The organism is Knoellia altitudinis, assembly GCF_042666355.1.
Lineage (GTDB): Bacteria > Actinomycetota > Actinomycetes > Actinomycetales > Dermatophilaceae > Knoellia > Knoellia altitudinis.
Map to the genome: position 1 here is coordinate 99,708 of NZ_JBHTDK010000001.1, position 13,807 is coordinate 113,514.

Genomic DNA, 13,807 nt, shown 5'->3' on the forward strand with positions numbered 1-13,807 from the left:
GCCTCGCCGCGGCAGAGAAGGAGGAGGCGGTGCTGCACGACATGGAGTATGCCGTGTGCGCACCGATCCGTCGACGGCCGGTCCGCCTCGTGGTCACCTTCTCACCCGTCGTGTCTGCGCTGATGGTCCCTGCAACATCCGCATCCGCAGGCGCAGCCCCAGCGGTAGGTTGCCGTGCATGATGATCCGCCCCGACACCTTGGCTGCGATCAAGGCGGGTGAGGTCGACCTCGCCTTCCGGCGGTGGGACCGGCCTCGAGTGCTGGTAGGCACCCGCCTGCGCACGCGCGTCGGCCTCATCGAGGTCACCGGGGTGGAGCAGGTCGCGCCCAGCCGGATCACGGCCGCCGAGGCGAAGCGAGCGGGCGCCGGCTCGGTCGTGGAGCTGCGTCGGATGCTCGATGCCAAGGCCGAGCGACCGGCGTGGCGGGTCACCCTCAGGTATGCCGGCGCGGACCCGCGAGAAACCCTGCGCGCCACCGCACCCGACGCGGTCGAGGTGGGCACCATCAGGGCCCGCCTCAACCGGCTGGACGCTGCCTCGTCGATCGGCCCGTGGACGCGCGCGACGCTGGCGATCATCGACCGGTCGCCCACCGTGCGAGCGCCGGACCTGGCCGCGGAGCTGGGCCGGGACACGCCGAGCTTCAAGAGGGACGTGCGCAAGCTCAAGGAGATGGGGCTCACCGAGTCCCTCGACATCGGCTACCGCCTCTCGCCACGTGGTGCCGCCGTCGTCGATGCCGAGTCCGGCGCGCCGCGGCTCGACCGCGAGGCCGCGCCCACCGGCCCGCCCCTGCCCCGCATCGGAGCACCCGCCACCCGTGCTCTGCGCGCCCAGGGCATCTGGACGCTCGAGCAGGTCCGCGACCTCAGCGAGGCCCGGCTCACCGGGCTGCACGGTGTCGGGCCGGTGGCGGTGCGACTCCTCCGAGACGCGCTTGCTGACCGGGGCTGGGCCTTCTCCGGCTGAAGGCGTCAGCCTCGGCAACGCACCGACAGGCAGGTGACACAGCCCTCGAGCTTCTCGAACTCGCTGATGTCGACGGTGACGACCTCGTGGCCGCGACCACGCAGCAGCTCGGCGGTCCTCGGGGCACTGGCCGCCATGAGCAGCACGTTGTCGTCGAGCAGCACGACGTGGGCGCCGGGCTCCTCGGGCATCCCTTCGTAGGAGGGGAACGCCCCGGGCCAGTCCACGACGGGGTCCCAGCCGATGACAGTGCCGTCAGGCAGGGCGGTCACGGCCGACTTGAGGTGGAGGACGCGCTCGACCGTGACGGCCTGGGTCTTCATGCCGACCGTGGCCAGATGGGCGGAGAGCTGTTGGACCCCCGCACCGTTCGTGCGTCCACCCAGACCGACGTATGCCGTGTCCCCGATCTTGAGGACGTCTCCCCCGTCGAGCGTGCCCGGGTCCTCGATCCGCACGACCCGGTAGCCCAGGTCCCGCACCACGGCCTCGACTCCGGCAACCTCCGGCTTGCGCTCTGCTGCACCGGGATTGGTCAGGACGGCCATCTCGCCGCTGACCACGACCGCGTCCTCGACGAACACCGCGTCGGGGCAGTCGTCAGCAGGAGGGACCTCGAGAGTCTCCCAGCCTGCGGACCTCAGGCACGCGGCATACGCCTCCCACTGCTCGATCGCGAGATCGAGGTCGATGGGTGACTTCTCGAGGTGGGTGACGAGCCCGTCGGCGAGGCGCGGGCCGGGGCGGCGGATGAGGGCGGTTCGGCGGGTCACGGAAACGACCCTATGCCCCTGACCCAGCCCGGAATTCACAGGACAGGGCGCCGCCTCGTGAGGCACTCTCCCCTCATGGACCTTCCTGCGGGCTACAGCGCGAGGCCGCACGTGCCTGCCGATGCGCAGGCCGTCTGCGACCTCGTGGCGGCCACCGAGCTCGTCGACGCCGGCGAGGTGGCCATCGAGGTCGAGGACATCCAGGGCGACTGGGCCCGAGGCAGCTTCGACCTCGAGACCGAGAGCATCGGCGTCTGGGAGGGCGACCGCCTCGTCGCGTCGGGCGAGGTCTTCAAGGGGCGCCGGGCGGATGCAGGGGTCCACCCGGAGCACCGCGGACGCGGGCTGGGCTCGTGGCTGGCGGGTTGGGTCGAGGAGTGCGCTCGCAGCTCGGGCTCGGTGCTCGTGGGTCAGACCGTGCCCGGCGGCAGCAACGCCGAGGCGTTCCTCGAGGCCCGTGGCTATCGGCAGGGCTGGACGTCGTGGGTGCTGCAGCTCCCGCGGAACTCAACCATCGGGCCCCAACCGCTCCCTCGCGGCTACGCACTGCGCGAGTTCGCGGGGGGCCAGGACGGGCGCACGGCCTTCCAGCTCATCGAGGACGCGTTCAACGAATGGCCTGACCGCGACCCGTCAAGCTATGCCGACTGGGCACCGCGCGGACCACTGCGCCCGGGCTTCCAGCCGTGGCAGATCCGGTTCGTCACCGACGACGCCGACACCGAGGTCGGGGTCTGCTACACGATCCATGCCGGCGAGACGGGCTACGTCGATGCTCTGGCGGTGCGCGCGGACCAACGCGGACAGGGCCTCGCCCGAGCCCTGCTCGCCGATGCCTTCGCTCGGGCGCGCGAGCATGGAGCCCGTGTCAGCGAGCTCTCGACCGACTCACGCACGGGGGCGCTCGGCCTCTATGAGCACGTGGGTATGCACGTCAGCAAGACCTGGCGCCACTGGATGACCGACCTCTGACACCCGCTCTGAAGCGGGGTCAGCGGCGAGCGAGCAGCTCCTCGGCCACCTGGACGGCGTTGAGGGCAGCACCCTTGCGCAGGTTGTCACCGACGACGAAGAGCGTCAGCCCCCTGCCCGCCGGCGCAGCCTGGTCGACGCGCACGCGTCCGACGAACACCTCGTCTCGGCCGGCTGCCTCGAGCGGGTTCGGGACGTCCGTGACGATGACACCGGGCGCCTTGCCGAGCAGCTCGAGCGCGTGCTCGGGCGTGATGTCGTCGGCGAACTCGGCGTGGATGGCGAGCGAGTGGCCGGTGAAGACCGGCACACGCACACACGTGCCCGAGACGCGCAGCTCGGGGATGTGCAGGATCTTGCGCGACTCGTGACGGAGCTTCTGCTCCTCGTCGGTCTCGAGCGAACCGTCGTCCACGATCGACCCCGCGAGCGGGATGACGTTGAAGCCGACGGGCACGGCATACACGTTCGGTTCGGGCAGGGTGACCGCACGACCATCGAGGGCAAGGTCAGCAGGCTGACCTGCGGCATACCCACCGCGCAGCTGACCGTCCAGCTCCTGGACTCCCTTGCCACCGGAGCCGGAGACGGCCTGGTAGGAAGCGACCCGCAGGGCGACGAGCCCGGCCACGTCGTGCAGCGGCTTGAGGGCCGGCATCGCGGCCATCGTCGTGCAGTTGGGGTTCGCGACGATGCCCTTGGGGATGGTGTCGAGGTCGTGAGGATTGACCTCCGCGACGACGAGGGGGACGTCGGGGTCACGGCGCCAGGCCGAGGAGTTGTCGACGACGACGGCGCCGGCGGCAGCGACGCGCGGGGCCCACTCCTTGGACGTCGAGCCGCCGTTGGAGAAGAGCGCGATGTCGAGGCCCGAGAAGTCGGCGGTCGCCGTGTCCTCGACGGTGACCTCGCCGTCCTTCCACGGAAGCGTCGTCCCGGCTGACCGGGCGGACGCGAAGTAGCGCATCTCCTCGACCGGGAAGTCCCGCTCGACGAGGAGAGCGCGCATGACATTGCCGACCTGACCGGTCGCACCGAAGACACCGACTCGCATGGACCCAGTCTAGGAGCCATGCGAGTCGGGGCGCTTCGGGCGCTCAGGACGTGGGCGCGGTGAGCACCTCGTCCTTGTGGTGGTCCCCGTGGTCGTCCTCGCGGTGGACGCTCTCATCAGCCGTCACGTTCGGACCGGCCAGGGTGACGAGGTCGCCGACACCCTCACCGGGTGCGGCCTGCTCGTAGGTGAGGGTGAAGTCGTCACCGTGCTGCGTCACTCCCGCGACGATGGCCTGCTCGACGGCCGCCACGGCATACGCCCGGCGGACGACGAGCGGGTCGCTGGAGAGGTCCTTCACGAGGGCGACCGCCAGCCCGACCATGACGAGGAGGAAGGGCAGGGCCGCGACGATCGTGATGTTCTGCAGACCGGACAGGGCGTCCTCACCACCCACGACGAGCATCACCGCAGCGACGGCGCCCGTGGCCGCTCCCCAGAAGATCACCGTCGGACGGCTCGGGGAGAGGGTGCCTCGCTCCGACAGCGTGCCCATGACGATCGACGCCGCGTCGGCGCCGGAGACGAAGAAGATCGCGACGAGCAGCATGACGACGACTGAGGTCAGCGTCGACAGCGGCATCGTCTGGAGCATGCTGAACAGGGTCGCCTCGGGAGAGTCTGCGCCGGCGAGGTCGGTCCCGCCCTGCTGGGTCGCGATGCCGGCCCCACCGAAGACGGCGAACCACACGAGCGACACCAGGCTCGGGACGAGGAGGACACCGGTGACGAACTGGCGGACGGTGCGGCCGCGCGAGATGCGGGCGATGAACATGCCGACGAACGGGGTCCACGAGACCCACCAGGCCCAGTAGAAGATCGTCCAGCCCGAGAGCCAGGTCTGCATGGCGTCGCCACCGGCGGCGTCGGTGCGTGCTGACATCATCGCGAGGTCCTGGAAGTAGGACCCCACGGCCGTGGGGACGAGGTTGAGGATGAAGACCGTCGGGCCGACGACGAAGACGAAGACGGCAAGCACGAGGGCAAGCACCATGTTGGTGTTCGAGAGCCACTGGATGCCCTTGGAGACACCGGAGACCGCCGACAGGACGAAGCACAGGGTCAGCACCGTGATGATCGCGACGAGGACACCGTTGCCGGCGCGACCGATGCCCGCGACGAGCTCGAGACCGGAGCCGATCTGCAGCGCACCGAGTCCGAGGGATGCGGCCGATCCGAAGAGCGTGGCAAAGATGGCGAGGATGTCGATGACGCGACCGACCGGGCCGTTGGCCCGGCGCTCGCCGATGAGCGGCGCGAAGGCCGAGCTGATGAGCAGCGAACGACCGCGACGGAAGACGCCGTAGGCCACCGCCAGACCCACGACCGCATAGATCGCCCACGGGTGGAGCGTCCAGTGGAACAGGGTCGTCGCCATGGCGGTCTGGACCGCCTCGGGGTTGCCGACCGCGCCCGTGCCGGGGGGCGGCTCGACGAGGTGCGCCACGGGCTCGGAGACGCCGTAGAACATCAGGCCGATGCCCATGCCCGCGGAGAACATCATCGCGATCCACGAGACGGTCCGGAACTCGGGCTGTTCGTCGTCTCGCCCGAGCGGGATGCGGCCGAACTTGCCGGCCGCGAGCCAGATGACGAAGAGCACGAAGCCGGAGGCCACGAGCGAGAAGAGCCAACCCATGTTGTGGACGACCCACGACAGGCCGCTGTCCGAAGCGGACCCGAGGGTCTCGGTGCTGACGAAACCCCACAGCACGAAGCCGATCGCGATCACCGCGGTGACACCGAAGACGACGGTGTCGAGCTTCTGCGGGGCGTCTGCCCGGTGCTCCTCGATCGTGTGGTCGAGCGCGGGGTGGGGGCTGTCCTGGAGCGGTCCGTCGAGGATCTCGCGCTCCCCCGCGGCGTCCGCCGGGGCTGTGGGGCCGGAGTTCGTGAGTTTCAGGTTCACTGGTGATCGGCGCGGACGCCGCTCCTTCGTTGTTCTCGTCAGTCGCGTACGCGGCTCCGCTGCCGCTCGGTCTCGGGTTCGTGCAAGCGGCCCACCATGCCGAACGCAGACCGCGATGACAAACTGGCGAGGGCGCGAGAGTGCCCCGGTCGTCGCATGGGGTGGTCCACTGCCCCACACCACCCGGGTATGCCGGGTGCGCACCCTCGCGGCGTCAGAAACCCAGTCGTTGGAGCTGTTTGGGGTCGCGCTGCCAGTCCTTGGCGACCTTGACGTGGAGATCGAGGTGGACCCGCTGGCCAAGGAGCTTCTCGATGCCGACGCGGGCGTTGGTCCCGACCTCGCGCAGGCGCGAGCCTCCGCGGCCGATGATGATCGCCTTCTGCGACGAACGCTCGACGAACACGTTGACGCGCACGTCCATCATCGGCTTGCCCTCGGGCCGGTCCTCCCGCGGCAGCATCTCCTCGACGACGACGGCCAGCGAGTGCGGGAGCTCGTCGCGCACGCCTTCGAGGGCGGCCTCGCGCACCAGCTCGGCGATCATGATCGCGTGCGGCTCGTCGGTGAGGACGTCATCGGGATAGAGCGGCCCCGGGGACGGCGGGAGGTGCTTGGCGATGACCGAGGCCACGGTGTCGACCTGGTCACCCTTCGTCGCCGAGCACGGCACGATCTCGGACCACTCGCCGAGCTGGTCGATGGAGATGAGGTGCTCGGCCAGGCGCTGACGGTCGACCTTGTCGGACTTCGTGGCCAGGGCGATGATCGGCGTGCGCTTGGCCTGCCGCAGCTCGGCCAGCTCCCGGGCGATCCACTGGTCTCCGGGGCCGATGCGCTGGTCGGCCGGCAGGCAGAATCCGACGACGTCGACATTCAGCAGCGTCTCGCGGACGAGGTCGTTGAGCCGCTCCCCCAGGAGGGTGCGCGGCTTGTGCAGTCCTGGTGTGTCGACAAGGACGATCTGGCTCGTCGGGGACGTGACGATGCCGCGGATCGTGTGCCGCGTCGTCTGCGGCTTGCTCGACGTGATGGCGACCTTCTCGCCGACGAGGGCGTTGGTCAACGTGGACTTCCCGGCGTTGGGACGGCCGATGAGACAGGCGAAGCCGGCGACATAGCCCGGCTTCGCGGTGGGGCCGGACTCGGCGCTGACGTCTTCACTCATGGGAGCTCCCGAACTCGGCTGGATGCATCATCTCGCGGTTGGCTGCCGTGACGCGCTCGACGATGACGGTGGCGATGCGGTGCCGGCGCCCCGCCATGCGCTCGGCGGTGAGGCGCAGCCCGGCCACCTCGCAGGTGGACCCCAGGATGGGGACGCGTCCGATGGTCTTGCCGATGAGTCCTCCGACGGTGTCGACCTCGTCCTCCTCGATCGTGACACCGAGCTCCTCGGCGAGGTCGTCGATGTCCATCGTCGCGTCGACCCGCCAGCGTCCCTCTGCCAGCTGCTCCAGGTCGGGTGTCTCGCGGTCGTACTCGTCGGCGATCTCACCCACGATCTCCTCGATGATGTCCTCGATGGTCACCAGACCGGCCGTGCCTCCCCACTCGTCGACGACGAGCGCGAAGTGGGTCTGGTCACGCTGCATCTCGCGCAGCAGGGCATCGACGGGCTTGGACTCCGGAATGAACGGCATCGGTCGCATGAGGTCGATGACCGGCGCCTTCGCACTGGCCGGGTCGGCCGTGATCCGGCGCACGACGTCCTTGAAGTAGAGGAGGCCGAGCACGTCGTCGGAGTCCTCGCCCGTCACGGGGATGCGCGAGTAGCCGCTGCGGAGGAACAGGTTCATCGCCTTGCGGGCCTCGCGGTCGGAGCCGATCGTCACCATGTCCGTGCGGGGGACCATGACCTCGCGGGCGAGGGTGTCGCCGAGCTCGAAGACCGAGTGGATCATCTGGCGCTCGCCGGCCTCGATGAGCGAGGACTCGCCGGCCATGTCGACGAGGTCGCGCAGCTCGGACTCGCTGTCGAACGGGCCGTCGCGATAGCCGCGACCCGGGGTGACCGCGTTGGCGAACTGGACGAGCAGTCGAGAGAGCGGACCGAGCAGCCGGCGCAGCCAGATCGCCACAGGCGCCGCGAGGAGCGACACCTGGGTGGCGTTCTGCCCGCCGAGAGTGCGCGGGGACACCCCGACGAGGGCGAACGACACGACGGCCATGATCGCGATCGCCGTGAGCAGCGGGGTCCACGAGCCGTCGACGACACGGTGGACCGCCACGGTGACGAGGACCGCCGTGGTCATCTCGGCGATGACGCGCACGAAAGAGAAGACCGACAGGTATGCCGCGCTGTCGGCGACGACCACGGCGAGAGCCTGCGAGCCGGCCCGTCCCTCGTCGTGCAGCTCCTGCGCTCGCACACGCGACATCCTCGAGAGGGCGGCCTCTGCGGCTGACAGCGCGAAGGCGAGGACGAGCCCGAGGACGCTGATGACGACGAGCCTGGTCATGGGGCCACCGCCGGGGTTCCCGACGCCGAGCGGGCGTCGGGACTGGCTGGGTCAGGCACCGTGTCGACCCCTCGTCGCGAGGAAGGTGAGGAGGAGCTGACGCTGCAGCTCGAACATCTCTCGCTCTTCCTCCGGCTCGGCGTGGTCGTAGCCGAGCAGGTGGAGGATTCCGTGGGTCGTGAGGAGGAGCAGCTCCTCCTCGGTGGCGTGACCCGCCTCGGCCGCCTGCTTCTCGGCGACGCTCGGGCAGAGGACGATGTCACCGAGCACGCCCTCCTCGAGGTCGTCGTCGTCGCTGCCCGGGCGCAGCTCGTCCATGGGGAAGCTCATGACGTCGGTCGGTCCGGGCAGGTCCATCCACTGGACGTGGAGGGTCTCCATCGCTGCCTCGTCGACGAGGCGCAGGCAGAGGTCCGCCTGGGGGTGGACCTTCATCTCGCCCAGGACGTAGCGCGCGCACGCGACGAGCTCGAGCTCGTCCAGCGCGAACTCGGTCTCGTTGAGGACGTCGATGCTCACGCGTCTCCGTCCCGGTCCGCTTGATCGGCACGATCGGCGTGATCGCCGCGATCCGCTCGGTCGGCGGGTCGGGGTCCGCGGCGCGATCGGGTGTGGGTCGACCGTCCCTCCTGGTCGGCGTCCCACCGGCCGTAGGCGTTGACGATCTCACCCACGAGACGGTGGCGCACGACGTCGAGGGCCGTGAGCTCGGCGAAGTGGATGTCCTCGAGGTCGGTCAGGATGTCGCGCACGATGCGCAGACCGCTCGTCGTGCCACCCGGGAGGTCGACCTGCGTGATGTCACCGGTCACGACCATCTTGGAGCCGAACCCCAGACGGGTGAGGAACATCTTCATCTGCTCGGGGGTCGTATTCTGCGCCTCGTCGAGGATGACGAACGAGTCGTTGATCGAGCGACCTCGCATGAAGGCGAGAGGCGCGACCTCGATGGTCCCGGCCGCCATGAGGCGAGGGATCGAGTCGGGGTCGACCATGTCGTGGAGCGCGTCGTAGAGCGGGCGCAGGTAGGGGTCGATCTTGTCGTTGAGCGTGCCCGGGAGGAAGCCCAGCCGCTCCCCCGCCTCGACGGCAGGACGGGTGAGGATGATCCGGTTGACCTGCTTGGCCTGGAGCGCGGCCACCGCCTTGGCCATCGCGAGGTAGGTCTTGCCCGTGCCGGCCGGACCGATGCCGAAGGTGATGGTGTGCTTGTCGATCGAGTCGACGTAGTGCTTCTGCCCCAGGGTCTTGGGTCGGATGGTGCGACCCCGGGAGCTCACGATGTTCATCGTGAGGACGTCGGCGGGGCGCTCGCTGGTCTGCGCGCGGAGCATGCCGATGGAGCGTTCGACGGCGTCACGGTTGAGCGGCTGGCCACCGTCGATCACGGCCAGCAGCTCGTCGATGACGCGCTCGACGAGGGCCACCTCCGCACTGGGGCCGGAGATGTGGAACTCGTTGCCGCGCACGTGGATGGCGGTGAGCGGGAAGAGGCGCTCGATCGTGCGGAGCAGCTCGTCCCTCGGCCCGAGGAGCGCCACCATCTGCACCTCGGCAGGGATGGTGACCGTGTGGACGGGGAGGTGCGCCGACGCCTCGGTGGGCGTGGACGGGTGGGGTGCGTCTGTCATGTCACCCCTGAGTCTACGGTTTGGTTCAGCCGGGAGGCCATTGCATGGCCCGACCGCCCAGCAGGTGCAGGTGCGCATGGAAGACGCTCTGCCCCGCACCGGCACCCGTGTTGAGGACGAGGCGGTAGTCGCCGCCCAGCCCTTCCGACTCCGCGACCGACCGCGCGAGGAGCACCACGTCGGCCAGCTCGTCGGCCGAGGCTCCGGCCAGCTCACCGGCATTGGCGACGTGCCGCTTGGGGACGACGAGGACGTGCGTCGGCGCCTGCGGGTTGATGTCACGGAAGGCGAGACTGTGCTCGGTCTCGGCCACGACGTCCGGTTCGACGTCGCGGGAGACGAACTTGCAGAACAGGCAGTCGGCGGAAGACATGCTCCGACAGTAAACCGATCGCGCCACCCGCGCGTCCTACCACCGTGACAATGACCCTCGTGGGCACACGACGTGACGCAGCAGCGCGCGCAGCCGCCGATGACGGCGTCTCGAGCCTGTATGCCGTGCACTGGCGTCCCATGGTCCGCCTCGCCTGGCTGTTCGTGCACGACGACCTCCTCGCCGAGGAGATCGCGCAGGACGCCTTCGTCTCACTCCATCGCAAGTGGGACGACGTCCGCGAAGGGCGCGGTGCGGCATACCTGCGGCAGAGCGTCGTCAACGGTGCGCGCTCCGCGCTCCGTCACCACAAGGTCGAGCAGCGCTATCTCGACTCCACCCGGGCCGGCACCCGCCTGCGGGTGGCGAGCGCAGAGGACGAGGCGATGTCGGCGGACAGGGCCGCCGATCTCTTCGCGCGGCTGCAGCGCCTGCCCGCCCGGCAGCGGGAGGTGCTCGTCCTGCGCTACTACCTCGACCTCAGCGAGGCCCAGATCGCCGACGCCCTCGGCATCGCCCCCGGATCGGTCAAGGCCCACGCCCACCGGGGCCTCGCGGCCCTGCGCACCCAGATGGAGGAGCGATGACGACCCAGCTGGATCCGTCCGACACCGAGCGGGTGCTGCGCGAGGTGCTTGCGGCACGGGCCCGTGGCATCCGGCCGGCCGACCGCCTCGACGAGATCCTGCGGGAGGCGTCCGAGCCGGCGCCTTCTCCTGTCCGGAGCCGCTGGGTCACCGGTCTGGGGGTCGCTGCCGCAGCAGCAGCGGTCGCCGGCGTCGTGTGGGCAGCAGGACCGGCACCCGAGCGGTTGCCGGGTCAGCCCGTCGGTCCCCCGTCGGTCACCTCACCGACGCTCCCGGCGCCGTCCCTCTCTCCGTCGACCGCCTCGACGCCGCCGACCTCGGCCGGTGCTGCCCTGGCCATCTATCGCGTCGGCACCAACGGCGGCACCGACAACCGGCCCGGCCTCGTTCGGGAGTTCTGGACCTCCGGGGTGGGCGTGTCCGCCTCGGAGTCGGCCCGGGTCAGCGCAGCCGTCGGCGAGTCCCTGCGGCGATCCGAGCTCTGGCAAGGGGTGACGCTGGATCGCGCCCTGGTGTCGGACGACGTCATCACGTTGCGGCTCAGCGCATCCGGCGACCGCGCACCAGATGCCGAGCGGGCCCGGCTGGCCATCTCGTCGCTGGTGTGGACGGCGCAGGGAGCCGTGGGTCGGGGTGACGTGCCGGTGTCGATCCGGCCGGCGAGTGGAGGCGAGCTGCTCGGACACCTGGAGTCGTCCACCCGCTTCACCCGAGCGGCCACCCCACCAGAAGCCTTGTGCGACATCTGGGTCGATGACCCCTCTCCCGGTGCCACCCTGCCCCTGGCCAGGGCGGTGAGTGTCCGGGGTCAGGCGGTCGCCTTCGAGGCCAACGTCGAGTGGGAGCTGCGGCGTGGGACGACGACGGTGCGTGACGGCTTCGTCACGGCGTCGATGGGCGCTCCGGCACGAGGGACCTTCACCATCGACCTCGGGCGCCTCGAGGCCGGGACGTGGACCATCCGCACGTTCGTGTCCTCGGCGGAGGACGGTCAGCAGGCGGTCGCCGAGAGACTCGTGACCTTCACCGTCGGCTAGCGCCAGCGGGACGCGGCGCTGAGCACCGCGAGCGCCGCCGGTCCGGCGCTGGATGAGCGAAGGACGGTGTCGCCCAGGCGGACGATGTGGGCTCCCGCCTCGCGGAAGGCGTCGAGCTCGGCGGGCGCGATGCCGCCCTCGGGGCCGACGACGACGAGCACGTCACCCTCGCTTGGAAGGGTCAGGGTGGCCAGCGGATCGTCGGCGTCCTCGTGGAGCACGTATGCCGTGGCACCGGCAGCGATCCGCCCCGCCACTGCGGCCGTGGTGGCCGCCGGTGCGAGCACGGGTCGTCGAGGTCGACGGGACTGCTTGGTCGCGGCGACGAGGACGGCGTCCCACTTGGCCCACGCCTTGGCGCCCCTGTCGCCGCGCCACTGGACGATGCTGCGGCTGGCCTGCCACGGGACGACCTCGTCGACCCCCAGCTCGGTCGCGGCCTCGATCGCCTGGTCGTCACGGTCGCCCTTGGCCAGTGCCTGCACGAGGACGAGTCGAGGGCTCGGCTCGGGCACGTCGTCGACCGTGTCGGCGCGCACGGTGAGGCGGTCGCGCCCGGCCGACTCGACCACACCGGTGACCACTCGACCGGCGCCGTCGGAGAGCCGGAGACCCTCGCCGGGCTGGGTCCGCTTGACCATCGCCGCATGCCGCCCCTCCGGCCCGTCGAGCACGACGACATCCCCAGCCCGAGTCGCGTCGAGCGAGCCCGGAGCCACGAGGTAGAGGTGGAGGCTCACACCGCCATCCCATCGACCGACGAGTGGCGTGTGGCAAGGGACGCGTTTGCGACGAAGGAGCAATCGAGCGTGCCTTGCCACATACCACTCGGCGGGGTGTGGGACATGGGATCAGCGGGCCTTGAAGGCGTCGCGGAGCTTGCCGAAGAGCGAACCCTCGGCGGGGTTGGCGATGCGACCGGTCGGCTTCTCCTCGTCACGGAGCCGGGCCAGGTCGCGGAGCAGGCCCTCCTGCTCGTGGCTGAGCCGGGTCGGCGTCTGGACCATGGCGTGGATGATGATGTCGCCACGTCCCGACCCACGCAGGTGGGTGACACCCAGGCCGCGCAGGAGGATCTGTTCGCCGGACTGGATGCCGGGGTGCACCTCGAGGTCGCTCACGCCGTCGAACGTCTCGAACGGCACCGTGGCACCCAGCGCGGCTGCGGTCATCGGGAGCTCGAGCGTGGCGTGGAGGTCATCGCCCTGGCGCTGGAAGCGCTTGTCGCGGCGCACGGCGACCTCGACGTACAGGTCTCCGGCAGGACCGGCGCCGGGGCCGACCTCACCCTCGCCGGCGAGCTGGATCCGCGTGCCCGTGTCGACGCCAGCAGGAACCCGGATCGTCAGGCTGCGGCGGGTGCGCACGCGTCCGTCACCGGAGCACTCGTAGCACGGTGCCTCGATCACCTGACCGGTGGCAGAGCAGTTCACGCACGGGCGCGACGTCATCACCTGGCCGAGGAAGCTGCGCTGAACCTGCTGGATCGAACCCTGCCCTCGGCACACGTCGCACGTGCGGGTGCCGGTGCCCGGCTGGGTGCCTGCGCCGTGGCACGTGGAGCACCCCACGGCCGTGTCGACGACAAGCTCCTTCTCGGCGCCGAAGACCGCGTCGACGAGGTCGAGGTCGAGACGGACGAGGGCGTCCTGACCCCGGGCCTGGCGTGATCGCGGTCCCTGTCCCTGACCCTGACCGGCCCCCTGCCCGAAGAACGCGTCCATGACGTCGCTGAACGAGAAGCCCTGTCCGAAGCCGGCAGCAGCGCCGGCATACGGGTCGGCTCCCATGTCGAAGTTGCGCCTCTTCTCGGCATCGGAGAGCACGTCATAGGCCTGCGAGACCTTCTTGAACTGCTCCTCGGCCTCGGGGCCGGGGTTCACGTCGGGGTGGAGCTTGCGGGCTGCGCGGCGGTAGGCCTTCTTGATGTCGTCGGCGGTTGCGTCGCGGGCCACGCCGAGGTCGGCGTAGTAGTCGTTCACTTCGGTGGACGTCCTTCGCTGGGGGCTGGTGGGGTCACGTGTCGGGCTGGGGCA

Annotated in this window: 14 protein-coding genes; 4 read left to right on the top strand and 10 right to left on the bottom strand. The window is 70.2% G+C overall.

All coding sequences use genetic code 11. From position 1 onward, the window contains the following. Window positions 1-178: 178 nt before the first annotated feature. Window positions 179-973: a hypothetical protein gene (locus ACFQW8_RS00500; RefSeq protein WP_380085016.1), complete on the top strand. Its 795-nt coding sequence runs from the start codon at window positions 179-181 to the stop codon at window positions 971-973. 5 nt (window positions 974-978) lie between these two features. On the opposite strand, the gene ddaH is transcribed toward ACFQW8_RS00500, so the two are convergent. After that, window positions 979-1,746 carry a dimethylargininase gene (gene ddaH, locus ACFQW8_RS00505; protein ID WP_380085017.1) on the bottom strand — a complete coding sequence of 256 codons (768 nt, stop codon included), beginning with the start codon at window positions 1,744-1,746 and terminating at the stop codon, window positions 979-981. Between the two features lie 75 nt (window positions 1,747-1,821). Here ddaH and ACFQW8_RS00510 point away from each other — a divergent pair, with 75 nt between their 5' ends. After that, on the top strand, window positions 1,822-2,718 hold the full coding sequence (locus ACFQW8_RS00510) for a GNAT family N-acetyltransferase (protein ID WP_380085018.1): 897 nt from the start codon (window positions 1,822-1,824) through the stop codon (window positions 2,716-2,718). Between the two features lie 19 nt (window positions 2,719-2,737). On the opposite strand, the gene ACFQW8_RS00515 is transcribed toward ACFQW8_RS00510, so the two are convergent. The 7 genes from ACFQW8_RS00515 to ACFQW8_RS00545 all read right to left on the bottom strand — a co-directional run bounded on the left by ACFQW8_RS00515 (window position 2,738) and on the right by ACFQW8_RS00545 (window position 10,147). Further along, complete coding sequence (locus tag ACFQW8_RS00515) at window positions 2,738-3,772, bottom strand: aspartate-semialdehyde dehydrogenase (RefSeq protein ID WP_380085019.1); 1,035 nt, start codon at window positions 3,770-3,772, stop codon at window positions 2,738-2,740. 43 nt (window positions 3,773-3,815) lie between these two features. Continuing rightward, a complete protein-coding gene (locus tag ACFQW8_RS00520; RefSeq protein ID WP_380085020.1) occupies window positions 3,816-5,681 on the bottom strand; it encodes a BCCT family transporter in 1,866 nt (621 codons plus the stop codon). A 214-nt stretch (window positions 5,682-5,895) separates the two neighbouring features. After that, window positions 5,896-6,849 carry a GTPase Era gene (era, locus tag ACFQW8_RS00525; protein WP_380085021.1) on the bottom strand — a complete coding sequence of 318 codons (954 nt, stop codon included), beginning with the start codon at window positions 6,847-6,849 and terminating at the stop codon, window positions 5,896-5,898. Beyond that, window positions 6,842-8,143, bottom strand: a complete 1,302-nt coding sequence (locus ACFQW8_RS00530; protein WP_380085022.1) for a hemolysin family protein — start codon at window positions 8,141-8,143, stop codon at window positions 6,842-6,844. The genes era and ACFQW8_RS00530 overlap by 8 nt, the downstream gene beginning before the upstream one ends. A 51-nt stretch (window positions 8,144-8,194) precedes the next feature. Continuing rightward, window positions 8,195-8,662 (bottom strand): rRNA maturation RNase YbeY, encoded by a 468-nt coding sequence (gene ybeY / locus ACFQW8_RS00535; RefSeq protein ID WP_380085023.1) that lies wholly within the window; start codon window positions 8,660-8,662, stop codon window positions 8,195-8,197. Beyond that, on the bottom strand, window positions 8,659-9,774 hold the full coding sequence (locus ACFQW8_RS00540; protein WP_380085024.1) for a PhoH family protein: 1,116 nt from the start codon (window positions 9,772-9,774) through the stop codon (window positions 8,659-8,661). The genes ybeY and ACFQW8_RS00540 overlap by 4 nt, the downstream gene beginning before the upstream one ends. 25 nt (window positions 9,775-9,799) lie before the next feature. Next, on the bottom strand, window positions 9,800-10,147 hold the full coding sequence (locus tag ACFQW8_RS00545; RefSeq protein WP_380085025.1) for a histidine triad nucleotide-binding protein: 348 nt from the start codon (window positions 10,145-10,147) through the stop codon (window positions 9,800-9,802). Between the two features lie 50 nt (window positions 10,148-10,197). On the opposite strand from ACFQW8_RS00545, the gene ACFQW8_RS00550 reads away from it, so the two are divergent. Both ACFQW8_RS00550 and ACFQW8_RS00555 read left to right on the top strand, forming a co-directional pair. Continuing rightward, window positions 10,198-10,734, top strand: a complete 537-nt coding sequence (locus tag ACFQW8_RS00550) for a SigE family RNA polymerase sigma factor (RefSeq protein WP_380088543.1) — start codon at window positions 10,198-10,200, stop codon at window positions 10,732-10,734. Then, window positions 10,731-11,771, top strand: coding sequence for a Gmad2 immunoglobulin-like domain-containing protein (locus ACFQW8_RS00555; protein WP_380085026.1), 1,041 nt, complete (start codon window positions 10,731-10,733; stop codon window positions 11,769-11,771). The genes ACFQW8_RS00550 and ACFQW8_RS00555 overlap by 4 nt, the downstream gene beginning before the upstream one ends. Here the strand turns inward: ACFQW8_RS00555 and ACFQW8_RS00560 are convergent. Beyond that, window positions 11,768-12,511, bottom strand: a complete 744-nt coding sequence (locus ACFQW8_RS00560; RefSeq protein WP_380085027.1) for a 16S rRNA (uracil(1498)-N(3))-methyltransferase — start codon at window positions 12,509-12,511, stop codon at window positions 11,768-11,770. The two genes, ACFQW8_RS00555 and ACFQW8_RS00560, sit on opposite strands and share 4 nt — an antisense overlap. Window positions 12,512-12,622: 111 nt before the next feature. Then, window positions 12,623-13,753 (bottom strand): molecular chaperone DnaJ, encoded by a 1,131-nt coding sequence (gene dnaJ / locus ACFQW8_RS00565; RefSeq protein WP_380085028.1) that lies wholly within the window; start codon window positions 13,751-13,753, stop codon window positions 12,623-12,625. Window positions 13,754-13,807: the final 54 nt, after the last annotated feature.